The sequence below is a fragment of the Streptomyces sp. NPDC017448 genome (genome assembly GCF_044330565.1).
GTDB lineage: Bacteria > Actinomycetota > Actinomycetes > Streptomycetales > Streptomycetaceae > Streptomyces.
On the sequence record NZ_JBIRLM010000024.1, the window covers coordinates 88,698 to 112,119 of the forward strand.

23 protein-coding genes and 1 tRNA gene are annotated in these 23,422 nt (G+C 72.6%); 16 read left to right on the plus strand and 8 right to left on the minus strand.

Annotated elements, in window-relative coordinates:
* The first annotated feature begins 305 nt into the window (after nucleotides 1-305).
* Entirely contained in the window at nucleotides 306-602 is a 297-nt protein-coding gene (locus ACH4K1_RS29200; RefSeq protein ID WP_018101777.1) for a type II toxin-antitoxin system VapB family antitoxin, read from the plus strand.
* A gap of 241 nt (nucleotides 603-843) precedes the next feature.
* Nucleotides 844-1,449 carry a LytR C-terminal domain-containing protein gene (locus tag ACH4K1_RS29205; RefSeq protein ID WP_398092584.1) on the plus strand — a complete coding sequence of 202 codons (606 nt, stop codon included), beginning with the start codon at nucleotides 844-846 and terminating at the stop codon, nucleotides 1,447-1,449.
* A 118-nt stretch (nucleotides 1,450-1,567) separates the two neighbouring features.
* Here ACH4K1_RS29205 and upp read toward each other — a convergent pair whose 3' ends face one another.
* On the minus strand, nucleotides 1,568-2,203 hold the full coding sequence (upp, locus tag ACH4K1_RS29210) for a uracil phosphoribosyltransferase (RefSeq protein ID WP_010063062.1): 636 nt from the start codon (nucleotides 2,201-2,203) through the stop codon (nucleotides 1,568-1,570).
* Between the two features lie 96 nt (nucleotides 2,204-2,299).
* Between upp and ACH4K1_RS29215 the strand changes: the two genes are divergently transcribed.
* From ACH4K1_RS29215 to ACH4K1_RS29255, 9 genes are all read left to right on the plus strand, one after another.
* A complete protein-coding gene (locus ACH4K1_RS29215) occupies nucleotides 2,300-2,638 on the plus strand; it encodes a hypothetical protein (RefSeq protein ID WP_398092555.1) in 339 nt (112 codons plus the stop codon).
* A gap of 239 nt (nucleotides 2,639-2,877) precedes the next feature.
* Nucleotides 2,878-3,429, plus strand: a complete 552-nt coding sequence (locus tag ACH4K1_RS29220; protein WP_398092585.1) for a hypothetical protein — start codon at nucleotides 2,878-2,880, stop codon at nucleotides 3,427-3,429.
* Between the two features lie 277 nt (nucleotides 3,430-3,706).
* Nucleotides 3,707-4,135 (plus strand): tRNA adenosine(34) deaminase TadA, encoded by a 429-nt coding sequence (gene tadA, locus ACH4K1_RS29225; protein ID WP_398092586.1) that lies wholly within the window; start codon nucleotides 3,707-3,709, stop codon nucleotides 4,133-4,135.
* A gap of 78 nt (nucleotides 4,136-4,213) precedes the next feature.
* A tRNA-Ser gene (locus tag ACH4K1_RS29230) sits at nucleotides 4,214-4,301 on the plus strand.
* A 578-nt stretch (nucleotides 4,302-4,879) separates the two neighbouring features.
* Nucleotides 4,880-6,022 carry a MarR family transcriptional regulator gene (locus tag ACH4K1_RS29235; protein WP_398092556.1) on the plus strand — a complete coding sequence of 381 codons (1,143 nt, stop codon included), beginning with the start codon at nucleotides 4,880-4,882 and terminating at the stop codon, nucleotides 6,020-6,022.
* Nucleotides 6,023-6,855: 833 nt separating this feature from the next.
* Entirely contained in the window at nucleotides 6,856-7,020 is a 165-nt protein-coding gene (locus tag ACH4K1_RS29240; protein ID WP_199876420.1) for a hypothetical protein, read from the plus strand.
* 10 nt (nucleotides 7,021-7,030) lie between these two features.
* Entirely contained in the window at nucleotides 7,031-7,324 is a 294-nt protein-coding gene (locus ACH4K1_RS29245; protein WP_145798421.1) for a Dabb family protein, read from the plus strand.
* 224 nt (nucleotides 7,325-7,548) lie between these two features.
* Nucleotides 7,549-8,427 (plus strand): RNA polymerase sigma factor SigF, encoded by an 879-nt coding sequence (locus ACH4K1_RS29250; protein WP_398092557.1) that lies wholly within the window; start codon nucleotides 7,549-7,551, stop codon nucleotides 8,425-8,427.
* Nucleotides 8,428-8,661: 234 nt separating this feature from the next.
* Nucleotides 8,662-9,528: an RNA polymerase sigma factor SigF gene (locus ACH4K1_RS29255; protein ID WP_228991770.1), complete on the plus strand. Its 867-nt coding sequence runs from the start codon at nucleotides 8,662-8,664 to the stop codon at nucleotides 9,526-9,528.
* A 659-nt stretch (nucleotides 9,529-10,187) separates the two neighbouring features.
* Here the strand turns inward: ACH4K1_RS29255 and ACH4K1_RS29260 are convergent.
* Nucleotides 10,188-10,403, minus strand: coding sequence for a hypothetical protein (locus tag ACH4K1_RS29260; RefSeq protein WP_030579032.1), 216 nt, complete (start codon nucleotides 10,401-10,403; stop codon nucleotides 10,188-10,190).
* A 224-nt stretch (nucleotides 10,404-10,627) separates the two neighbouring features.
* Here ACH4K1_RS29260 and ACH4K1_RS29265 point away from each other — a divergent pair, with 224 nt between their 5' ends.
* The 4 genes from ACH4K1_RS29265 to ACH4K1_RS29280 all read left to right on the plus strand — a co-directional run bounded on the left by ACH4K1_RS29265 (nucleotide 10,628) and on the right by ACH4K1_RS29280 (nucleotide 16,090).
* A complete protein-coding gene (locus ACH4K1_RS29265; protein WP_398092558.1) occupies nucleotides 10,628-11,140 on the plus strand; it encodes a MarR family winged helix-turn-helix transcriptional regulator in 513 nt (170 codons plus the stop codon).
* A 30-nt stretch (nucleotides 11,141-11,170) separates the two neighbouring features.
* The gene (locus ACH4K1_RS29270) at nucleotides 11,171-13,720 is read left to right on the plus strand and encodes an MFS transporter (RefSeq protein WP_398092559.1); all 2,550 of its coding nucleotides are present in this window, start codon (nucleotides 11,171-11,173) and stop codon (nucleotides 13,718-13,720) included.
* A 339-nt stretch (nucleotides 13,721-14,059) separates the two neighbouring features.
* On the plus strand, nucleotides 14,060-14,878 hold the full coding sequence (locus ACH4K1_RS29275) for a YceI family protein (RefSeq protein WP_398092560.1): 819 nt from the start codon (nucleotides 14,060-14,062) through the stop codon (nucleotides 14,876-14,878).
* Between the two features lie 228 nt (nucleotides 14,879-15,106).
* Nucleotides 15,107-16,090 carry an NAD(P)-dependent oxidoreductase gene (locus ACH4K1_RS29280; RefSeq protein WP_398092587.1) on the plus strand — a complete coding sequence of 328 codons (984 nt, stop codon included), beginning with the start codon at nucleotides 15,107-15,109 and terminating at the stop codon, nucleotides 16,088-16,090.
* A gap of 96 nt (nucleotides 16,091-16,186) precedes the next feature.
* On the opposite strand, the gene ACH4K1_RS29285 is transcribed toward ACH4K1_RS29280, so the two are convergent.
* Together ACH4K1_RS29285 and ACH4K1_RS29290 are read right to left on the minus strand one after the other, a co-directional pair.
* The gene (locus ACH4K1_RS29285; RefSeq protein ID WP_398092561.1) at nucleotides 16,187-17,014 is read right to left on the minus strand and encodes a TetR/AcrR family transcriptional regulator; all 828 of its coding nucleotides are present in this window, start codon (nucleotides 17,012-17,014) and stop codon (nucleotides 16,187-16,189) included.
* A gap of 112 nt (nucleotides 17,015-17,126) precedes the next feature.
* Nucleotides 17,127-18,689, minus strand: coding sequence for an MFS transporter (locus tag ACH4K1_RS29290; RefSeq protein WP_398092562.1), 1,563 nt, complete (start codon nucleotides 18,687-18,689; stop codon nucleotides 17,127-17,129).
* Between the two features lie 273 nt (nucleotides 18,690-18,962).
* Between ACH4K1_RS29290 and ACH4K1_RS29295 the strand changes: the two genes are divergently transcribed.
* Nucleotides 18,963-19,922 (plus strand): endonuclease/exonuclease/phosphatase family protein, encoded by a 960-nt coding sequence (locus tag ACH4K1_RS29295; protein ID WP_398092563.1) that lies wholly within the window; start codon nucleotides 18,963-18,965, stop codon nucleotides 19,920-19,922.
* Between the two features lie 237 nt (nucleotides 19,923-20,159).
* Here ACH4K1_RS29295 and ACH4K1_RS29300 read toward each other — a convergent pair whose 3' ends face one another.
* The 4 genes from ACH4K1_RS29300 to ACH4K1_RS29315 all read right to left on the minus strand — a co-directional run bounded on the left by ACH4K1_RS29300 (nucleotide 20,160) and on the right by ACH4K1_RS29315 (nucleotide 23,395).
* Nucleotides 20,160-20,903, minus strand: coding sequence for a response regulator transcription factor (locus ACH4K1_RS29300; RefSeq protein WP_398092564.1), 744 nt, complete (start codon nucleotides 20,901-20,903; stop codon nucleotides 20,160-20,162).
* Nucleotides 20,904-20,980: 77 nt separating this feature from the next.
* Complete coding sequence (locus ACH4K1_RS29305; protein ID WP_398092565.1) at nucleotides 20,981-21,874, minus strand: amidohydrolase family protein; 894 nt, start codon at nucleotides 21,872-21,874, stop codon at nucleotides 20,981-20,983.
* A gap of 36 nt (nucleotides 21,875-21,910) precedes the next feature.
* Nucleotides 21,911-22,786 (minus strand): DUF2797 domain-containing protein, encoded by an 876-nt coding sequence (locus ACH4K1_RS29310; protein ID WP_398092566.1) that lies wholly within the window; start codon nucleotides 22,784-22,786, stop codon nucleotides 21,911-21,913.
* Between the two features lie 66 nt (nucleotides 22,787-22,852).
* The gene (locus ACH4K1_RS29315; RefSeq protein ID WP_398092567.1) at nucleotides 22,853-23,395 is read right to left on the minus strand and encodes a hypothetical protein; all 543 of its coding nucleotides are present in this window, start codon (nucleotides 23,393-23,395) and stop codon (nucleotides 22,853-22,855) included.
* Nucleotides 23,396-23,422: the final 27 nt, after the last annotated feature.

Consider the following 23,422-nt stretch of genomic DNA (forward strand, 5'->3'; position numbering starts at 1 on the left):
TGCCCGGGCGGGCCCCCCTGCCCGGGCGGGCCCACCCCCTGCCCGGGCGGGCCCGCCGTCGGCCCGGGCAGGGGGCCCACCGCCCGCTCGGAGCGGTCCCGTTACCCGCCCTGGCAGGGCCCGTCCCCTGCTCGGGAAGGGCGCACCCCGGACCCCGGCCCCTGCTCGGGAAGGACGCACCCCGGACCCCGGCCCCCACGGCGCCACCGTTATCCCGCCCTATCGGCGCTATACGCCCTTTGCTCCGCCACCGTGGTGTGCTTCCCCGGCTGCGCCCGGTGGTCCTTGCCCGGTAGGCTTTCCGTGTGATCTTCAAGCGCATCGGAAATGGGAAGCCATACCCCGACCACGGCCGGGAAAGCACCCGACAGTGGGCGGATGTCGCGCCGCGTCCGGTTCGCCTGGACCAGCTCGTGACCACCAAGGGCCAGCTCGACCTGGAGACCCTCCTCGCCGAGGACTCCACGTTCTACGGCGACCTGTTCGCGCACGTCGTGAAGTGGCAGGGCGACCTCTACCTGGAGGACGGGCTGCACCGGGCGGTCCGCGCCGCGCTCCAGCAGCGCCAGGTGCTGCACGCCCGCGTCCTCGAGCTGGGCTGACACCCGCCCGGCCCGCGCGGCGCGCTCCGCCCGGCCACGGGAGACGCCCCCGCTGCGCACCTCTCACGCGTCCCCCGTCCGCGCCTCCCGCCCCCGCCGGAACCCCGCCCCCCGGCCGAGTCGCCAATTCGGGCCTTTCGGGTGCTTTCCTCCCCGTCCGGGTGCCCTACGTTGATCATTTAGTACGCAACATCACCGCGCGCATTACGCTGCTTCCATGAGCATGCTCACTCCCCCCGGCATGGGCGGAAAGTACCGCATCACGGGTGATGCCTACCCCCGTATGCGTCGCCCCCGGAACCGCCGCAGGCTGGTCCTCGCGGGCATCGGCGCCGTCGCCGCCCTCGGCCTGGCCGGCTGGGGCACTCTGCAGCTCATCGACGTCTTCACCACCGGCGGCGACAAGGGCGCCGCGGCGGCCGACCACAAGCGGGACTGCCCCACCGCGAAGCCGTCGGCGGCCCCCGCCAAGGCGCTGCCGAAGCCGGCCTCGATCAAGGTCAACGTCTACAACGCGACGACGCGCAGCGGGCTGGCCAAGGACGCCGCCGCGGAGCTCAAGAAGCGCGGCTTCACCATCGGCGAGGTGGGGAACGCGTCGAAGGAGTACGACAAGAAGGTGCCGGGTACGGGCGTGCTGCTCGGCGCACCCGCCGCGAAGAACGGCAACTTCACCGTGCTCGGCGCCCAGCTGACGGGCGCGGTGGAGAAGACCGACACGAGGAAGACGGCCGAGGTCGACCTGATCCTCGGGACGAAGTTCAAGGCGTTCACCACCCCGCAGCAGGCCACGGCGGCGGTGGCGGCCCTGACGAAGCCGGCCCCGGCCCCGTCCCCGTCCTGCTGACGCCCGCCCCGTGACGGCGTCCCGCCCGGGCGCCGTAGGCCGTACGCGAAAACGTCCTGCCCCGGCCCGTACGGTTTCGTACGGACCGGGGCAGGACGCGAAATCGTGGGGGAGGGCCCTACTCCGCGGTGCCGTACATCCGGTCGCCCGCGTCGCCCAGGCCCGGCACGATGTAGCCGTGCTCGTTGAGCCGCTCGTCCACGGAGGCGGTGACCACGGTGACCGGGGTTCCGGCCAGCTCGCGCTCCATCACCTCGACGCCTTCGGGCGCGGCGAGCAGGACGACGGCGGTGACGTCGTCGGCGCCGCGCTTGATCAGCTCCTGGATGGCCGCGACGAGGGTTCCGCCGGTGGCCAGCATCGGGTCCAGGACGTAGACCTGGCGGCCGGAGAGGTCCTCCGGCATCCGGGTCGCGTACGTCTCCGCCTGGAGGGTCTCCTCGTTGCGGATCATGCCGAGGAAGCCCACTTCGGCGGTGGGCAGCAGCCGCACCATGCCGTCCAGCATGCCGAGACCGGCCCGCAGGATCGGGACGACCAGCGGCCGGGGGTGCGAGAGCTTCACCCCGGTCGTGGGCGTCACCGGGGTCTCGATGTCGACCTGCTCGGTGCGCACATCCCTGGTGGCCTCGTAGGCGAGCAGGGTGACCAGCTCGTCGGCGAGCCGCCGGAAGGTCGGGGAATCGGTGCGCTTGTCGCGCAGCGTGGTGAGTTTGTGCGCCACCAGCGGGTGGTCGACAACGTGGATCCGCATGCGTCAACAGTAACCGCGCCGCCCGGCCCCCTGCGCTGGCATCAACCACCTGTTCGGGGGGAAGGTGGGGGCATACGGACCCAGCACTGGGGTGGTGTGTCGATGGCTGACGGTGAACTGCGCCGCAACCCGGCCCCGCGTGCGCCGCGCGAGGAGCGCGACGTCGAGGGCGCGAAGGGGGCGACGGGCACGACGACGGCGACCGGTGCGGCGGGCACGGCCGACTCGTCGGGCACGGCGGGCGCGGCGGCCGCACGGGGTGCCGTGGGCGACATCGAGGACGCCCCGGAGAGTGACGCGGCCCGGCGTCGGCGACGCGCCCAGTTCCTGCGTGAGCTCCACGAGGCCAAGCAGCTGCGCGACCGGGTCCAGCCGCGCCGCGCCCGCGCCGCACGGATGCGGCAGCAGATGCGGATGCGCACGTTCCGCTGGTGAATCCGGACACACGCCGCCGGTGGGACCGGCGTGTACCACCGGCGTACTCCCCGCTCATCGGCGCGTCAGGGCCACGTCCGACCAGGCACTCCTGGAACTGATGGCCGACGCAACGGCCGAAGAGGTCTCGCACGGCGCTTGTTTCTGCCACGATGCCGATTGGGCGGGGCTCAGGACGGACGGATCACCGTTCGCCCTCCCGTCGGACCGATTCGCCTATGACCAGTGGGAGAGTCACGGTGTACTTCGCCGCACTGCTCGCGCGCACCGAAGACGGGTGGGAAGCGAGCGATACAGAGCTCGACGATGTGGAGACCCTGTCCGATCTGATGGATCTGGCCCGGGACGCCTCGGTGGACGAGGACACGGTCCTGATCTACATCGAGCAGGAGGACGCCTGGTTCGGCGTCGTCCGCGTGGACGGGGAGGAGGACCCCCGGATCTACGTGTCGGACGCGTCCGCCGCCGCCCGCTCCTCGTACGGGGAGATCCTGCTCACCGATGAAGTGCTCGGCCGTCCGCCAGGGGCCGGGGACGAGATCGCCGCTCTGGAGGAGCTCGTCGACCTCGACAGCACGGAGGACGGCGAACCGAACCGTTCCGTCGCCGCCGCCGACCAGGACGACGACGCCTCCGACCAGGACGCGGTACCGGCGGGGCCGATCGGGGAGCTCGGAGTCCTCGCCGACCTCGGGATGTCCGAGAAGGAGCTGCTGACGCTGCAGACCGACGCACTCGCGGAGATCGCGGAGGCCGTGGGGGCGACGGAGGTCCTGGAGGCGGTCCGCTGACCGGCCGGACCGCCACCGCACACCTGAGCCCACCCACCGCACCCCGCCCCGCCCTTCCCCGCCCACTCCACCCAGCCACCCACCCGACCTCACCCCCCTCCCCCCACTCCGTCCCCTTCAGCCCGCCCCGGCGGGCCGCCGCGTCCCGCCGCCTTCCGTTCCCGTCCGTTAGGGTCCGCGGGTGACCGCACGACCGCCGATCCCCTCACCCGAGCCCGCCCCGGGTCCCGTACACGTACCGGAGCCCGACCCCGTACGCGACCCCTGGCAGGCCCCGATGCGCCGCGCCCTGGCCGAGGCGGCGCGGGCGGCGTCGGCCGGTGACGTGCCGGTCGGCGCCGTCGTGCTCGGCCCCGACGGCGCCGAGCTGGCCACCGCCCACAACGAACGTGAGGCCACCGGCGACCCGACCGCCCACGCCGAGATCCTCGCGCTGCGCCGGGCGGCCGAGGCCCACGGCGAGTGGCGCCTGACCGGCTGCACCCTGGTGGTCACCCTGGAGCCCTGCACGATGTGCGCCGGCGCGCTGGTCCAGTCCCGCGTGGGCCGGGTCGTCTACGGCGCCCGCGACGAGAAGGCGGGTGCGGCCGGCTCCCTCTGGGACGTCGTCCGCGACCGCCGCCTGAACCACCGCCCGGAGGTTGTCGGCGGCGTCCTGGAACCGGAGTGCGCCACCCAGCTGACGGCCTTCTTCCGCACCCTCTGACCACCCACCGGCCTCCCGGGGCCGGTGCGCGGAGAACCGATTTCTGTCCACGCCCCGGGATGGTCTAAGCTCTCTCTCGGTAGCGTGTCCGAGCGGCCGAAGGAGCTCGCCTCGAAAGCGAGTGTGGCGTAACCCGTCACCGTGGGTTCAAATCCCACCGCTACCGCTTCTGAAAACCCCCTCGATCTGCGGAAACGCGATCGAGGGGGTTTCTGCGTCCCACGGGCCCACGGGCGCCCCGTCCTCGCGACCGCCCACCATCTGGCCGACGAACTGCCGGCACAAGGCGGTCCCGACCGGCTGCGCGTCGCTCTGGGCGAGAGCAGGCGTCACCCCCCCGCCCGAAGCTCGGGGCTCGGGCCCCGAGCTTCGAGGTGGGCGGACCACTCGTTCGGGGCACGGGGAGGAGCCTCGGGCCCGAAGCTCGGGGCCCGGGACTCGGACGTCGGACTACGAGCTCCGAGACCCGAGCGCCTTCTTTAACCGGTAGGGAAATAAGGGGGGTTGAGGAAAACCTCCCCGTCCTCCCCACCCCGTCACGGCCAGCAAGTATGACTAATGGTGACGGCTTGCGGCGCAGCGTGACGACTGTCTACGGTGCGAGAACCAAACGACCCCGACGCAGTGTTGGAAGCACCGAGCCGGGGTCTCACCGCAAGATCGTTAACCCAGAAAGCCGATCCCGTGGCTACTCAGCACCTTAGCTCCGCCCCGCCCGCTCCAGCAGCCCCACACGCCTACCCGATGGCCAAACCCGGCTACGGCAAACGTTCGACCCCGCACCAACGACCCCGCGCCCGCGACGACTTCGCTCTGCTGCCCGCCCGCGAGCGGTACGTGGCCGGGTTCGTCGATCATCTCCCCGAGGGCGCGGCGATGAGCGTGAAGCAACTGGCCAAACAGCTCCCGCTCTACGGCCAGCAGGCCATCAGCACCTCCCTGTCCGCCCTCTCCGTCGCGGGCCACCTCCGCCGCGTACGGTGCCCGGTCGGCACGGGCGACCAAGTCCGCTGGGCCTACCGCACGTTCTGGTCCCGCACCGCACGCGACAACGAATGGTGGAACACCTACCTCGCCACCGAGACCGCCGTACAGGCGATCGCCCCGGCCGACGCACCCACGCCCCCGCCCCCGTGGGCCGCAGCCGAGGAACAATCGCCGCCGCCCACGCAGGCGGAACACCCGGCCGGGGGCCAACCCTCTGGACCCGCCGCCGTAGCGCAGCAACGCACTCCGCCGCCGACACCCGGTACACGCGGGCCGCACGCCACCGAACAAGGGCATCCCCCACGGGTGATGACGCACGACACACCCGCCCGGGGCCCGGGCTCCACACCGCCGGCCCCGGCCGTCACCCCTCCACCGGCATCGCACACCCCCGGCGAAGTCCCGGTGGCGTTCCGCGCCACCCCTGGACCCACCGCCCCCTCCCCCGCCTACCTCGCCCTAGCCCGCCTGGGCCGCGACGACCACCGCCTCGCCCTCTCCGCCGCCGACTGCACCGCTCTCGAACCCCTGGCAACGCAGTGGCTCGCACGAGGCGTGAGCGTCGACTACCTGACCAGCGCCCTCACCGCAGGACTCCCCGCCCAGATCGACTCCCCCACCGGCCTCCTCCGCCACCGCCTCACCGACAAACTCCCGCCCCGACTCCCCACGGCGGAAGCCATGTCACCGACCTCCGAAGCCCCCACGCCCTCCCGCCGCATCCTCATCGAATGCACGGCATGCGGCCGCCCCGGCCCCCCGGAAGCCCTCCCCGACGGCCTCTGCCACCCCTGCCACCACACCCACACGGGCGGCAGCGAAACCGCCCCCACGCCAGCTGAAATCGCCACAGTCAAAGCCCACATGGCCAACCTCCGCCACCTGCTCAAACCTGTCTGATCTCCGACCAGCAGACGGCCCGCTGCCGCACCCGGGGCACAGCAGGCACACCACAGCACACACCCAGAACCACGCCTACGGGACATGGAGCCCCACCTCTTACACCGAAACCAGGCCACCCGAACTGGCAGCGGGCAGAATGACACCGACCGAACTGCAGAGATGGCCGCTTCATAACGGAAGACCAGATATGCCGGTTTCTCGAGAAGTAAGTAAAAACCGCCACCCCGCCACCTAAACCCGCAGGTCACGAACGGTGGTCCCCGCGCACGCGGGGGTGGTCCCGCCTTCCCGCCGATGCCGGCACCGAAGATGCCGTGGTCCCCGCGCCGGCGGGGGTGTTCCGAGGGTTTCGATGACCTCGCCGGGGACGTCGAGGTGGCCGTCCCCGCGCATGCGGGGCTCCCCTCTGCCGGCCCTGCCGCCGCACCTTCCGCATGCCTGACAGCAGAGCGCCCGGCCGCCGTACAGAGGTGTACGGCGACCGGGCGCTCCGGTCCACGGATCAAGTCGGGGGAAGCGGCGTCGGGGGGACAAGCCGCTTCCCCCGAGGAGAACAGGGCCTACGGTCAGCCGTCGCGGTCAGGGGGGATCACGCGGCGGCCGACCCCACAGTGAGGCCCCGTTCCGGCCCTCCGGGTCCTGCCAGGTCCCGTGGGGCTCGGTATCCATACTGCCGGGCGGGGAGGGGCGCGAGATCCGGCGAAAGACCTCGGTGACGGGGCCATAGGTCCTTAAAAGGCCCATCAGTGATCGGAAACGGCCACCGGATACGACCATCTGTGCGGATACAATCGCCCGATCGCACGCGGGGCCGACGGGGAGGCAGGATTGTGGCCAAGGCAAAGACGATCATCATCTACATAGTGGTGGTCTTCGTGCTGTACACGATCATCCAGTCTCCTCAGCGGGCCGCCGAGTTGGTCCAGATAGGGTTCGAAGGCATTTCCAGCGCCGCGCAGAGCGTCGGTGACTTCATGTCAGAACTGGTGAAGTAGGAGAAGTACGATGATCCGCCACCTGGTCCTTTTCAAGCTGAACGAAGGCGTCGAGCGGGACGATCCGCGGGTCGTCGCCGGGGACCGGGCCTTCCGGGAGCTGGAAGGGCGGATTCCGGAGCTGGAGTTCTGGGAGTGCGCCTGGAACATCACCGACCGGCCGATCGCGTACGACTACGCCATCAACTCCGCCGTCGCGGACGAGGACGCGCTCAAGCGGTACATCGAGCACCCGGCCCACCAGGCCGCCGCCGGGCAGTGGCGGGAATTCGCCACTTGGGTGATCGCGGACTACCCCTTCTGACCACTCTCGCCGCCACGGTGGGCGCGTTCCCCCCGCTCGGCTCCCGGACTGGTTCCATCGACCCCTCGCCCCTCGGGCGGGGGGTTCCTTCATGGGGTTCTAAACCCTTATGCCCACAACACGGCACTATGTGGTGCTTGCGCATACTGCACATGTCTTGTGATGCTATGACCGCTTTTGACGGATGAGTTGACCGTAGTTGACCGCAAAGGGGTGGCGACACCGTGCCGGCCAGTACAGCGCCTCAAGTGCCTCCCCAGGCCGTCCAAGCCGTCCCGCCGGCCCCGGCCGAGGACATCCGGACCGAGACGCCCGACCCCGCCGCCCGGCCCGCCAGGGCCCGGGGCGCCGACACCCGAGCGCTCACCCAGGTCCTCTTCGGCCAGCTCAAGAACCTGGAACCGGGCACCCCGGAGCACCGCCGGGTCCGGGCCGCCCTCATCGAGGCGAACATCCCCCTCGTCCGGTACGCCGCGGCCCGCTTCCGCAGCCGCAACGAGCCCATGGAGGACGTCGTCCAGGTCGGCACGATCGGCCTGATCAACGCCATCGACCGGTTCGACCCGGAGCGCGGGGTGCAGTTCCCCACCTTCGCGATGCCCACCGTCGTCGGTGAGATCAAACGCTACTTTCGCGACAACGTGCGCACCGTCCACGTGCCCCGCCGCCTGCACGAGCTCTGGGTCCAGGTCACCGGGGCCACCGAGGACCTGACGACCGCTCACGGGCGCTCCCCCACCACCGCCGAGATCGCCGAGCGGCTGAAGATCTCCGAGGACGAGGTGCTGGCCTGCATCGAGGCCGGACGCTCGTACCACGCGACCTCCCTGGAGGCCGCCCAGGAGGGCGACGGGCTGCCGGGACTGCTCGACCGGCTCGGTTACGAGGACCCCGCGCTCGCCGGGGTCGAACACCGCGACCTCGTACGCCACCTCCTCGTCCAGCTTCCCGAACGCGAGCAGCGCATCCTCCTCCTGCGCTACTACAGCAACTTGACCCAGTCTCAGATCAGCGCCGAACTGGGCGTCTCCCAGATGCATGTGTCAAGGCTTCTCGCCAGAAGTTTCGCCCGACTGAGATCCGCAAACAGGATCGAGGCGTAACCGGAACGGGTAGACCGTCCAGAGAGCAGTTCTGACGGCATATAGGGGTCACACCCCCTGTTTCCAGGGCGGATTCGGCGCTGACTTGTCGACATGTCACTACAGCGCGTTGCCGACATGTGACATTCTGCTCGAAGCGCGTTTGCCGCAGCCCCGCCTCCGGTATTCAGGTGGAGGCTGCGTTCCTCCGATGGTCGCGGCCGCCGCGACCGTCCGCGACCTCAAGGGGGTGGCATGTCCGAAGAACAGGGCAGCTCGAAGGTGCTCACGCTCACGAAGAGCGTGCCGGCACCCGCCGTGCTCACCAGCTCACCGGAAGCCATCGACACCCGTACGCTGTCCCGCTCCCTGTTCCTGCGGCTCGCCGCGCTCGGCCCCGCCTCGGGCCCCGAGGGAACGGACAGTCCGGAGCGGACCTATGTGCGGGACACACTGATCGAACTGAACCTCCCGCTGGTGCGGTACGCCGCGGCGCGGTTCCGCAGCCGCAACGAACCGATGGAGGACATCGTCCAGGTCGGCACGATCGGCCTGATCAAGGCGATCGACCGGTTCGACTGCGAACGGGGCGTCGAGTTCCCGACGTTCGCGATGCCCACCGTGGTCGGCGAGATCAAACGCTTCTTCCGCGACACCTCCTGGTCCGTGCGGGTGCCCCGCCGTCTCCAGGAGCTGCGACTCGCGCTGACCAAGGCCAGCGACGAGCTCGCGCAGAAGCTGGACCGCTCCCCGACCGTGCCCGAGCTGGCCCGCGCGCTCGGGGTCTCCGAGGAGGACGTGGTCGACGGCCTCGCGGTCGGCAACGCCTACACCGCCTCCTCGCTCGACTCCCCCTCCCCCGAGGACGACGGCGGCGAGGGCTCGCTCGCGGACCGTCTCGGCTACGAGGACGCGGCGCTGGAGGGCGTCGAGTACCGCGAGTCCCTCAAGCCGCTGCTGGCCAAGCTCGCCCCGCGCGAGCGCCAGATCATCATGCTGCGGTTCTTCGCGAACATGACGCAGTCGCAGATCGGCGAGGAGGTCGGCATCTCTCAGATGCACGTCTCCCGGTTGCTGACCCGCACGCTCGCCCAGCTCAGGGAAGGGCTCATCGCGGACTGACGCGATCCGGCCCCGGACCTCCCCGGGGCCGGACCTCCCCGGCCCCTGACCCCCCTGGGCCGGACCTCCCCGGCCGGGCACACGCCTCCACCGGCCGTCGAGTCACCGCCCTGGTCGCCTCGGCAGCCTCGCTGTGCCCGGGCGGCCCCCTGCTGAGCTGACCGGCTGCGGAAGCGAAGCGGAAGACGGGCGCGTCGCCCAGGGCACGTCGCCGGGGGCGCGGCGGCCGAAGGGCGGGGTCGGCGATCGCGGCGTCGGCGGTCGTGGAACCGGTACGTCCTCCTCCGCATCCTCCGCCCCCGGGGCCGCCCAGGAAGCTCCTGACGGGGAGCCCACGCGCGTGTCGGGCGGTCGGAGGACTCCAGGGGCCCGCCCCGGCCGATGAGCCGCCCACGCGCCCGGGGCGGGCCCGAGGGGGGGGGCGTCGGGGTGCAGGACGTCTCCGTCGTGCGGGAACGGGCCGACGCGGCGGGCCGGAACGCACGAAGGCCGCCCGGGGCGGAGCGGTGGCCGTCGCTGTGCGGCTCCGCGGTCCGTCCCCGTGCGGCCGGGTCGTGCAGTCGTACGGTCACGCGCTCGCACGGACACGCTTCCGTGCGCCTGCCGGTCGTGCCGTATCCGTACGGTCGCGCTCCCGCGCGTCTCGCTGTCGTCCGTGGTCAGCCCAGGGCGAGCCAGGCCACCGCGCCGAGGACGACGACGACCGCGATCACCGCCGCGATCACCCCGGCCTTCGGTCCGGACGAGGTCGCCGCGGGCTGCTGCCGGCGCTGCGGCTCGCCCTCGTCGACGAAGGCGCGGAACATCTGCGTGCTGCCCGCCGGATCGTGGTTGCCCTCGGGGCCCGGCTGGGGGGCGTGGGGGTTGTGTGCCATGGGGCAGGACCCTAGCGAACTCGGGCCCCCCGCCCAACCCCCGGGGGCGTCCGGCCCCCCGTCCGGCGTGCGGCGGGGCGGGCCGGAAAGGGGCTTGACCCGGGCCCTACGGAGGCTTTGGTGTTCCTTTACTTCTGCAAGGCCGTTTTCGTTTGCCTGTAGCAACCAACGGCTTCTATCGTTGCCCTAAGCAACAACATAGTCGTGAGCGCGCTGGGGGCCCCGTGGCGGCAAGGAGTAGTTACGAGGAACTGGCCCGGCAGCTCAGCGCCGTCGGGGCCGTCAAGAGAGGGCTGGCCCGCGCGCTGCCCGCCGCCTGCCCGGCGGGGTCCGCAGCCGTGCTGACCCTCCTGGACCGGCACGGCGAGATGCGCATCAGCCGACTCGCCGAGCTGCTGTCCGTGGACATGTCGGTGACCAGTCGCCACGTGGCCCATGTGGCCGAGCGCGGCTGGATCGAACGGTCCCCGGACCCGGCGGACAAGCGGTCCCGCATCCTGCGGCTGACCCCCGGCGGCCACGCCCAGCTCGACGAGTTGACCCGGCGGACCACCGAGGTGTTCGCCCACAACCTCCAGGACTGGTCCGACGAGGACGTCGGCCGGCTCAACGCGCTGCTGTCCCGGCTCCGCGACAGCTTCGCCTGCCGTGGAGCGGGCGGCTGCGCCCCCGGAAGCCATACCGGGGAGTGCAGGAACCGCCTCGGCGACGAGGCTCACACCCGTACACCTGTGTAACAGAAGCAAATACGCACGGATAGGAACTCAATGGCTACGACCACACCCACCGGTGTGCGGGGCGGCCACGCCAAGCACGGAGGGCATACGGGCCACACCGGCCCCGGCGCCCCCGAGGGCACGCCGATGACGCACCGGCAGATCATGGAGGCGCTGACCGGGCTGCTGCTCGGCATGTTCGTCGCGATCCTGTCGTCGACGGTCGTCTCCAACGCCCTGCCCGAGATCATCTCCGACCTCGGCGGCGGTCAGAGCGCCTACACCTGGGTCGTGACGGCCTCGCTGCTGGCCATGACCGCCACCACCCCCCTGTGGGGCAAGCTCTCCGACCTCTTCAGCAAGAAGCTGCTGGTCCAGATAGCCCTGATCATCTACGTGCTGGGCTCGATCGTCGCCGGTCTGTCGACCAGCAGCGGCATGCTCATCGCGTGCCGGGTCGTCCAGGGCATCGGCGTCGGCGGTCTCTCCGCCCTCGCGCAGATCGTCATGGCCGCGATGATCGCCCCGCGCGAGCGCGGCCGTTACAGCGGCTACCTGGGCGCGGTCTTCGCCGTCGCCACCGTCGGCGGCCCGCTGCTCGGCGGCGTCATCACCGACACCAGCTGGATGGGCTGGCGCTGGTGCTTCTACGTCGGCGTGCCCTTCGCGGTCATCGCCCTGATCGTGCTCCAGAAGACCCTGAAGCTCCCCGTCGTCAAGCGCGAGGGCGTGAAGGTCGACTGGTCCGGGGCGTTCTTCATCAGCGCCGCCGTCTCCCTGCTGCTGGTCTGGGTGACCTTCGCGGGCGACAAGTACGACTGGCTGTCGTGGCAGACGTACGTCATGGTCGCGGGCTCGGTCCTGCTCGGCCTGGTCTTCGTCTTCATCGAGTCGCGGGCGGCCGAGCCGATCATCCCGCTGCGCCTCTTCCGCAACCGCACCATCACGCTGGCCTCGGTCGCCTCGCTGTTCGTCGGCATCGCGATGTTCGCGGGCACCGTCTTCTTCAGCCAGTACTTCCAGCTGGCGCGCGGCAAGTCGCCGACGATGTCCGGCGTCATGACCATCCCGATGATCGCGGGCCTCTTCCTCTCCTCGACCATCTCCGGTCAGGTCATCACCAAGACCGGACGCTGGAAGGCGTGGCTGGTCACCGGCGGCTTCCTGGTCACGGCCGGGCTCGGGCTGCTCGGCACGATCCGGTACGACACCCCGTACTGGCACGTCGCGGTCTTCATGTTCGTCATGGGCCTCGGCATCGGCATGATGATGCAGAACCTGGTCCTCGCCACGCAGAACCAGGTCGCTCCCGAGGACCTCGGCTCCGCCAGCTCCGTCGTCACCTTCTTCCGTTCCCTCGGCGGTGCGATCGGCGTCTCCGCGCTCGGCGCGGTCCTCGGCAACCGGGTCACCCACTACGTCAAGGACGGTCTCGCCGCCCTCGGCCCCGAGGGCGCGAAGTTCGGCCACGGCGGTACCGGCGGCGGGGGCATCCCCGACCTGGACAAGCTGCCCGAGCCGTTCCGGCTGGTCATGGAGGCCGCGTACGGGCACGGCGTCGGCGACGTCTTCCTGTACGCCGCTCCGGCCGCGCTCGTCGCCTTCATCGTGACGATCTTCATCAAGGAGGTCGCCCTGAAGACCAGCGCGGCGAACGACGCCCCCGCCGACTCCTCGCAGGACGTCCCGGTTCCGGCCGCCGCCGAGACGGCCGGATCCCCCGTGCCCGCCGCGGTCGGCGCGACCGGGCTCGTCTCCGAGGGCGCGGCCGGGGTCACCACGGTCGACACCTCCGAGGCCGACGCTCCCGCCTCCCTCTCGTACGACAGCGTGCGGGGCGTCCCGGTCCACGGTGTGGTGCGCGGCGCGGAGGGCGTTCCGGTCCCCCGTGCGGCCGTCACCCTGATCTCGCTGGGCGGCCGGCAGCTCGGACGCTCCGTCGCCCGGCCGGACGGCGCCTACGTCCTGGACGCGCCCGGCGCCGGCAGCTACGTGCTGATCGCCTCCGCCGACGGTTTCCAGCCGCAGGCGTCCACGGTGGTCGTCGGCGAGGAGCCGCTGGCCTTCGACATCCTGCTGTCCGGTACGAGCGGGCTGGCCGGAACGGTCAGGGCCGAGGAGACCGGGGCGCCGGTCGAGGGCGCGATGGTCGTCGTCACCGACGTCCGGGGCGACGTGCTGGCCACCGGCGCGTCCGGGGCGGCCGGTGAGTTCGCCTTCGGAGAGCTGGTGCCGGGCTCCGTGACCGTCGCGGTCACCGCGGCCGGTTTCCGTCCGCTGGCGCTGCCGGTGGAGATCGGCGGCCAGGGCGTCACCCGCGTCGAGGCCGCGCTGCGGTCCGGGGCGCTGGTCCGGGGCGTCGTGCGGGCCGGGTCCGCCCGGGCCCCGCTGACCGACGCCCGGGTCACGCTGATCGACGCGGCCGGCAACGTGGTCGCCACCGCGACGACCGGCGAGGACGGAGCGTACGCCTTCACCGACCTGGACGCGGGCGAGTACGCGGTCATCGCGACCGGCTATCCGCCGGTGGCCGGATCGCTGACCGTGAGCGGCCCGGGGGTCGACGGACACGACATCGAACTCGCCCACCCGGGCGAGTGACCGGGCGGCCGCGGCCGGCCGGTCCACGGAACCGGGCCCGGTCCGGCGGCCGTTCCAGGAATTGATCCTTCCGGCGCGTGAGCACGTGCACCTCGGGGAAGCGACCTGCGGGGTGCACGCGATCACCACGTGAACGCGTGAGCACGTGAAGAGATCGCGAAGGCCCCTGGTCGGACGGCACTCCCAGCGGAGAGGCTGTCGCGACCGGGTGGAAACGGGCCCCGGTGGCGGGCACGGCGAGCAGGGGACGGCCTGCCGTGACCGCCCCGGGGCCCGACTCATGTGCCCCACGGGCCCGGCCGGGCCACGGGGGTCATCGAGCTAGGAGAGAGATACGGGATGGGACTTCGCGCACAGGTACGGACGCGGGACGGCTGGGCGGTCCAGCACGCCGTCGTCACCGTCACCGACATGACCGGCGCCCAGGTGCTGCGCGCCACCGCCGACGAGGACGGGGCCGTCCGCACGGACGGTTCCCTGCCGGCCGGGGCGTACACGGTGATCGTCACGGCGGTCGGGTACGCGCCCGCCGCCTCCACCGCCCTCGTCACCGCGAGCGGCCGGATCGAGGGCGGCCAGATCGTGCTGGCCCGCCAGGGCGGGGTGCAGCTGCCGCCGCCGGGCGCCTGGTCGCTGGATCCCGCGCACTCCTCGGTCGCCGCGGTCGCCCAGCACCTGGGGATCTCCAGCGTGCACGGCCGGTTCACCGATTTCGGCGGCCGGATCGAGATCGCCCAGCAGATCGGGCGCTCCCGCGTCGACGCGGTGATCAGGGCGGCCAGCATCGACACCGGAAACGGGATGCGGGACAAGCACCTGCGCTCACCGGACTTCCTGGACGTGGACCGGTATCCGGAGATCGCCTACAGCTCCACCGCCCTGGCCCCGGCCGGTCCGGACCGCTGGACCGTGCACGGCGAGCTGACCATGCACGGGGTGTCCCGCCCCGTCGACCTCGACCTCACCTACCTCGGCACCGGGCCCGACCCGTGGGGCGGCACCCGCGCGGCCTTCCACGCCACCGCCGAACTGCGCCGCGACGACTTCGCGATGAACTACAACCAGGTCGTCCAGGCGGGCATCTCCGCGATCGGCACGACGCTGCGCGTGGAGCTGGACATCCAGGCGGTCCAGGGCGAGGCGCTGCCGATGCCGTGACCGGTCCCGACCGGACCCGACCGGACCTGACCGGACCGGATGTCCTCCGCCAGGACGGGCGAGGGCGGCCGGGGGCGGCCGGGGCGGTCCTAGGCTGTGGGCATGGCTCCGAACACCGCGACCGACCCCTCCGGGAGCGCGTCCGGCGGTGGCGCGGCCGGCGGGACCGCCGATCAGGCCCCGCCGTCGCCCTCCCCCGCGCACCCCCGCTCGCCCCTCGCCTGCGGGCTGCCCGTGCCGGCCCCACTGCCCGCCTCCGACGACCTCGCGCGGGCCCGGCTGCTGGTCTCGCCCTCCCTGGACGCCGGCCTCGTACGGGAGGTGGAGCGGATCGCCGGGCGCGGTGCGCAGCCCCTGCCGGACGGACCGCCGCCGTCCGGCGAGCCCTACCTGTGCGTGGGCGGCTCGCTGCCCGAGGCGCTGCGGACGGACCGCCTGCTCTGGTTCCACAGCGTCACCGCGGGGACGGACCGGCTGCTGGGCGCGGGCCCCTGGCCCCGCTCGGCGCTCCTGACCCGGACCGTGGGGCGGATGGGCGAGCGGATGGCCCAGTACGTGCTGGGGTGGATGCTGGCCGAGTGCCAGGCCGTACCCGAGTTCACCGCCCAGCACGCCCGCGCCCACTGGGAGCAGCTCCCGACCGAGCTGATCGCGGGGCAGACCGCCGTGGTCTACGGGACCGGCCGCATCGGCGCGGCGGTCGGTCGGCTGCTGAGGGCCTGTGAGGTACGGACCGTGGGCGTCGCCCGCACCGCGCGGACCGGGCCGGAACCGGGCGCCGCCGGCGCGGTGCCCGGCTTCGACCGGGTGATCGGGGCCGCCGAGGACGCCGAACCGCTGGGAGAGGCCCGCTGGGTGGTCTCCACGCTGCCGTTGACCGGGGCCACGGCGGGCTTCTTCGGCGCCGGCCGGTTCGCGGCGGTGCGCGGGGCGACGTTCGTCAACGTGGGGCGGGGCGCGACCGTGGACATGGCGGCACTGGAGAGCGCCCTACGGGACGGCCGGGTGCGGCGGGCCGTGCTGGACGTGCTGCCGAAGGAACCGGCCGCACCGCAGGACCCGGTGTGGCGGCTGCCCCGTACGGTCATCACCTCGCACTCCTCGGGGATCACCGCGGACGAGGACATCGTCGTGGACTTCACCGCCGCCTGGGAGGCCGTGGCGGCGGGCCGCCGGCCCGAGCTGACGGTGGACGTGGGACGCGGCTACTGACCGAGGGCCGGGGCCTGTCCTCACACTGCCGTCGTCGCCCGGGCCGGCGGCAGGTCGACGACAGGCCCTGGGGTGTGTCCGGCGTCGTGGACCCGGTCAAGATCCGCCGGACACGCCCTGGCGGGCCGGGGCGCCGGACCGGTCGCGCACCGCCTCGATGCCCGCGATCACGATGTCCAGCGCGTAGACGAAGTCCCGCTCGCGCATCTCCTCGACCGTGTCGCCGCCCCGGGCCGCCATGAGCTCGTCCGACGCTTCGGTGATCTGCCGCATGTGCGGCTGCGCCCGGATCGTGCCCATCGCCTGCCGGTAGTACTCGTCCTGGGTGAGCCCGGTCGCGTCGCACCGCGCCTTGAAGTGGCCCTCGACGGTGCCGAATCCGTACACGAACTGGAAGGCCGCCGAGAGCGCGCCCGTCTGCCGTTCCAGGGGGAGGCCGGTGGCCCGGACGATGTCCTGGACGGCGTACGAGAACAGCATCGCGTTGGGGCCGATGTTGAGGAAGGTCCCGGCCAGCGGGGAGATCCAGATGTGCCGGACGAGGAGTTCGCGGTAGCTGCGGGCCAGTTCGCGCAGCCGGTCCTGCCAGGCGGTGTCCTCGCGGGGCGGGGTGATCTCCGCGTACACCGCGTCGAGCGCCAGCTCCAGGAGGTCGTCCTTGGTGTCGACGTACCAGTAGAGGGACATCGCGGTGACGTCCAGTTCGGCGGCGAGCCGTCGCATGGAGAACTTGGCGAGCCCGTCGGCGTCCAGCAGCCGCACCGACGCCTCGGTGATCCGGTTGCGGTCCAGGCCGGCCGGGGACTCCGTGCGGCGGGAACGCGCGGGGGCGCGCCGGTCCAGCCACACACTGGTCCGCGGGGCGCCGGCCGGGGCCTCGTCCCCGGGGGCGTTCGCGTGGTCGGACCCGGTTTCGGACACCATGGCGCACTCTCCTCGTCTCGCTCGAACCGCCCCGCCGAGCCGTCCGTCCTGCCGGAAGAACGGCGTACCGGACGCTGACGGTCCGGTACGCGCGTCCGCTCCGATGCTATTGCTATGCCGCCGGTCCCGTGGAGTCTGCCCGGTCCCCGGCCTTCCCCGCCGGGGGCTCCCCGGCGGCCACGGGCGCCTGCGCCCCCTCGGCCCGGCGCAGCAGGAGCGCGGCGAGCAGACCGCCCGCCAGTACCGCGACCGCGCCGGCCAGTTGGCTGACCTCCAGGCCCGAGGCGAAGGCGTCCCTGATCTGCTGGCGGGCCTCCGGCGTCCCGGCGGCGGCGAGCGCGGCCGGCAGCGACGAGGCCCCGACGGCGGCCGGTACGAGGGCGGCGAACCGGGCGTTCATCACCGCGCCGAGCACCGCGACCCCGAGCCCGTTGCCGAACTCCGCGAGCGTGCCGTTCACCCCCGCGCCGATCCCGGCCTTCTCCGGCGGGATGGCGCTCATGATGGCGTTGGCCATCGCGGGCATGGCGAGCGCGATCCCCGCACCCATCACGACCAGGCCGAGCAGCATGCCCCCGTAGCCGTGCCGCCCCAGCACCGCGATGGCGGCGAGACCGGCCGCCAGGCCGCTCATCCCGGTGGCGATGACGACGGGGGTCCCCCACTTCCGCACGAGGCGGGCGCCCAGCCCCGTCAGGTTGAGCGCGACCACGGTGAGCGCCATCGGGGCCGTCCGGAGCCCCGCTTCCAACGGTCCGTACCCGAGCACGAACTGCAGGTGCTGGGTGAGCAGGAACAGGGAACCGCCCATCCCGAAGGCGACCAGGATCGCGCCCGCCACCGCGCCGACGAACTTCTGGTTCCGGAAGAAGTGCATGTCGAGCATCGGGTTCGGGATGTGCAGCTCCCACAGCACGAACCCGGCCACCACCGCGGCCCCGACGAACGCCGTCAGGAGCACCCGGCCGGAGGTCCAGCCGTGCTCGGGCCCGGAGATGATCGCGAAGACGACGGCGGTCATCCCGATCGTGGAGAGCAGCGCGCCCAGCAGGTCGGGCCGCTCCCCCCGGCCCGACTTCGACTCCGGTACGAGCCGGACCACGGCCGCCAGGGCGATCAGGGCGACCGGGATGTTGACGAGGAAGATCGCGCCCCACCAGAAGTGGTCGAGGACCCACCCGCCGAACAGGGGGCCCGCCGCGAACCCGAGCGACGAGACGGTCGACCAGATGCCGATCGCCTTGACGCGCTCGGCGTCGTCGAAGATCTGGACCACGACGGCGAGCGTGGTGGTGAGCAGCAGGGCCCCGCCGACGCCCATCCCGCCGCGAGCCGCGATGAGTTGGCCCGAGGACTGGGCGAGCCCGGCCGCGAGCGAGCCGACGCCGAACAGGGCGAGGCCCACGACCAGCATCTTCTTGCGCCCGTAGCGGTCGGCGGAGCTGCCCGCGGTGAGCAGCAGGCCCGCCTGGACGAGCGAGTAGGCGTTGATCATCCACTGCACGTCGGCGGTGGAGGCGTCCAGCTCCGTGGTGAGGGAGGGGATGGCGACGTTGAGGACGGTGTTGTCGAGCAGCACCGTGAGCTGGGCCAGGCAGATGACGCCGAGGATCAGCCAGCGCTGCGGGTGCCCCTGGGGGGCGGGGTCGGATCGCGGTGCGGCGGGCGCCGTCATACGGGCTCCTTGGGATCCATGGGTCGAGGGGGCGGGAGGGCCGGGCGGCCGGAGACGGCCGGATGCCGGGGGCCGCGGCCAGGGGCGCCGCAGCGTTGGACATACGGTGTACGGGACGCTGCGTCATACACCGTAGAACAACCCTGTACGGCGTACAAGTCGATTTCCGCGGTGGTGCACCCGTCGCGTTGCGGGGACCGGGACGGGGGCCGAGCGGTACGGTTCTCGACGCAGACCTGACAAAGTGCGCGATCTTCGGCCGTTGGGAGAGCCATGTCGCTGCGACGCCGCACCCTTGGAACCCCGTACCTCCTGCTCGCCGCCTCCCTCTCGGGGGCACTTCTCGCGCCGCCCGCCACCGCTGCCGCGGCGTCCCGGCCACCGTCCGGCGGGGGTGTTCCGCTGCGTGTCGCCACGTACAACATCCACGCCGGGGCCGGTGCGGACGGTGTCTTCGACCTGGACCGCCAAGTGGCCGAACTGCGGTCGATCGACGCCGACGTGATCGGCCTTCAGGAGGTCGACCGGCACTGGGGAGCCCGGAGCGCGTGGCGGGATCTCGCGGGCGAACTGGCCGAACGGCTGGGGATGCACCTCTCGTTCGCCCCGATCTACAGCCTGGACCCGGCCGAAGCGGGCGGTCCCCGCGCCGAGTTCGGGGTGGCCGTGCTGTCGCGGCACCGGATCGTGAGCGCCGAGAACCACGAGATCACCCGTCTCTCGACCCAGGTCCCGAACCCGGCCCCGGCCCCCGCCCCGGGGTTCGGGGAGGTCGTCGTACGCGTGCGGGGGCTGCCCGTGCACGTCTACGTGACCCACCTCGACTACCGGCCGGACCCCGCCGTCCGCGTCGCCCAGGTCGCCGACACCCGGCGGATCATGGCCGAGGACCGGGGCCCGAAGATCCTGCTCGGCGACCTCAACGCGGAGCCCTCCGCCCCCGAACTGGCCCCGCTCTGGCGGGAGCTGGCGGACGCCGACCCGGGCGCGCCCACGTTCCCCGCGCGGAACCCGGTCAAGCGGATCGACTTCGTGGCGGTGTCGAAGGACGGCCGGTACGACGGCCCGCGCGGCGGACACGCCGGCGGGTCGCACGGCGAGGGGGGAGCCGCGGCGCACGGCGGAGGCCCGGGCGGTACGGTCACCGTCCGGAAGGCGTGGGTGCCGGAGAGCGTCGCGTCCGACCACCGGCCGGTGGTGGCGGACCTGCTGGTACGGAAGCGGAAGCGGTGAGTCCGCCTCGTCCCGCCGGTCGTCGGAGCACACGCTGTCGCACGGAGGAGGCCATGAGCACCGGCACCGCCGCCCGCACCGTCCCGGCCACCGGCACGGTCGCCGTCCTGCCCACCCGGACGGAGTCGGCCGGGGCCGTCGCGCCCGAGGCGATGCGGGACTTCTGAACGTACGCGGCCGGTTCCTGAACCCCGGGCCGCATACGGTCCCCGGCCGCCGCGGGGCTCCGCGGCCCGCCTACTCGCCGGGCTTGATCAGGTACCCCGCCCCGCGCCGTGTGTGGATCATCGGGGAGCGCCCCGCGTCGATCTTCTTGCGGAGGTAGGAGATGTACAGCTCGACGACGTTGGCCTGGCCGCCGAAGTCGTAGTTCCAGACCCGGTCGAGGATCTGCGCCTTGCTGAGCACCCGGCGCGGGTTGCGCATCAGGAAGCGCAGCAGCTCGAACTCGGTGGCCGTGACGTGGATCGGCTCCCCGCCCCGGCTCACCTCGTGGCTGTCCTCGTCCAGGACCAGGTCCCCGACGACGAGCGTGGACCCGGCGCGCCCGGCGGCGGCCGACCCCGCGCGGCGGATGAGCCCGCGCAACCGGGCCACGACCTCCTCCAGCCCGAACGGCTTGGTCACGTAGTCGTCGCCGCCCGCCGTGAGCCCGGCGATCCGGTCCTCGGCGGCGTCCCGGGCGGCCAGGAAGAGGACGGGCACACCGGTGTGCTCGCGGCGCAGCCGGCCGAGCACGGACAGCCCGTCCATGTCCGGGAGCATCACGTCGAGCACCACCGCGTCCGGGCGGAACTCCCGCGCGGCACGGACGGCCCCGGCCCCGTCCCCGGCGCTGCGCACCTCCCAGCCCTCGTACCGCAGGGCCATCGAGAGTAGGTCGGTGAGCGGGGCCTCGTCGCCCACGACCAGCACCCGCACGGGGGTACGGTCCGGCCTGAGCGGTTCGGTACGCCCCCGGGGCGAGATCGTCGTCGTCATGGGGACCACTCTGTGAGCCGCCCGTGAGAGAAGCCTGACTCGTTTCTGTGAATTGCCTGAGAAAGCGGCCGGGGCCCTCACGGGAACAGCGCGGCGGCGTTCCCGTGGCAGACCGCCCGCAACCACGCGTCCCCCAACCCCAGCCGCTCCAGCGCCTGGAGCTGGTGCACGTACGGGTACGGGATGTTGGGGAAGTCGGTCCCGAGCAGGATCCGCTCCCCCAGGTCGGCGAGCCGCCCCCGCTCCGCCGCCGGGAACGGGCTGAGCCCCTCGCTGAAGTCGGTGAACGCCATCGTCGTGTCGAGCCGGACCTCCGGGTACGCCTCCGCCAGCTCCAGGAACTCCGCGTACTCCGGCATCCCCATGTGCGCGACGACCAGCCGCAGCCGGGGATGGCGCGCCAGGAGCCGCCCGACCGGCCCGGGCCCGGTGAACCTCCCCGGCGCGGGCCCCGACCCGCAGTGCATCACCACCGGGACCCCGGCCTCCGCGAGCAGCCCCCACGCCGGGTCGAGCAGCGGGTCGTTCGGGTCGTACGCGCCCACCTGGAGGTGCGATTTGAAGACCTGGGCCCCGCCCTCGACGGCCTCCTCCACATAGGTCTCCACCCCCTCCTCCGGGAAGAGGGTCGCGGTGTGCAGGCAGTCGGGCGTCCGGGCGGCGAAACCCGCGGCCCAGCCGTTCAGCCAGCGGGCCATACCGGGCTTGTGCGGGTAGAGCATGGAGGTGAAGCGCAGCACCCCGAAGGAGCGCAGCAGCTCCAGCCGCCGCTCCTCCTCGTACCGGTAGGCGATCGGCCACTCCAGCCCGGTGAGCGGCCCGACCGAGTCGAAGTAGGCCCACACCTTGCGCAGCACCCGCTCCGGCATGAAGTGGGTGTGCACGTCGATGATCCCGGGAAGCCCGATCCGCTCCCGGAACCGCGCCACGTCCTCCCCGTCGGTCGTCCTGGTCGTTTCGGGCGCCCCCATGCGCGGGTCCTTCCGGGTCGATCGGTCGCGGGTCGTTCAGAACAACCCACCCTGCACATCCCCGCCGCCGATGTCGATGAGGGGGACGCGTACGGCCCCCTCGGCGGCCGTCAGCTCCCACCCGGTGATCAGCCGGGTGTCCAGCACGACCACGCCGACGCCGTCCGCGTGGAGGTGCAGGTCGGGTCCGGCGGCGGCGACGAGCCGGCCCGCCACGACACCCCCGTCCACCAGCTCCCGCACCGACCGGGCGGGCGCGGGCGCGCGATCCAGCCCGAACGCCTCCCCGTGGTCGACGACGTCGAGGGGAAGCCGCTCCAACGACTCGGGCCAGCCGCGCCCCTGGAGCGCGGCGGCCCGCCCGTACAGCTCCGCCACCGCCCCCGCCCGCTCCTCGACACCGGGCAACCGCCCGCGCACGGCCCGCTTTCCGGCGTACGGGACACGGTCGGGCACCCCGAGCGCCGCCCGCAGCACCTCCTCGGTCCGGCGGGCCGCCATGAGGGGCCCGCGCCCCAGCCAGGTGAAGGCGACCGCCCCCTGCTCGCGCAGCCGGGCCGCCCCGCGCCCCTCCCCGGTGATCCCGACCTTGACCAGTCCGGGCCCGAACCAGGCGAGGTACACGCGGTACGTCCGGGGGTCGTCCGCCACGGTGTCGGCGGCCACGGAGTGGGCCCGGTCCAGCCGCGCGCACTCGGCGCACCGCCCGCCGGTCGAGCGGCCCGGCACCACGGCGCCCAGCGGGCAGGCGTTCTCCCGCGCCCCCACGCAGTGCCGCTCCCCGCGGGCCCGGAACCCGAGGGCGGTCCCGTAGGCGAGCACGCTCACCCGCCGGTCGCCGCCCCTGCGCCACCCCAGCTCGGGCGCCGGACCGGACCAGCGCATTCCGGCGCACCACCACCCACCGGCCATCCGGGATCCCTCACCGCCGCGGCTCCAGAGCACCGGGCGGACCTGTCCCGCCCCGGCGCGGCGATGCTACGCGTACCCTCCGACACCCTCGATCCGCCGCCGCATCGCGGCCATGCGCCGGACGAAGCGCCGGTTGAACCAGATCATCCACCCCATGAACGCCCCGCCGAAGCCGAGCATCCACAGCCCCGCCGACACGTTCCCTGCGGCGAACCAGAGGAAGGGCAGCCCGAAGAACAGCAGCCCGAGCATGGGGAGGGCCCACCACCGGTTGCGCCGCAGCTTCTCCTCCCGCCGCCGGATCAACCGGACCATGGCCCGCCGCTCGGCCGGGTCCTCGGGCAGCTCGCCGTTCTTGGCGATGCGCCGCTCCAGCTCCGGCACCCGGTCGGGCTCGGTGCCCACGGCCCGCGCGTCCTCACGCCGCCGCCGCATCAGGAACCACGTCAGAAAAGCGGCGTAGCCGACCCCGCCGACCAGGACCCCGGGCCACGCCGACCAGCCGTGGAAGGCCAGCCGGACGGCCACCCAGACGACCAGCACCAGCAGCCCCACGGACCACCACCGGTCCTGCCAACGCCCTTCCCGTCCCTGCCTCTTCGCCCCCATCGCCACCTCCTGACCGGTGAGGCGCGC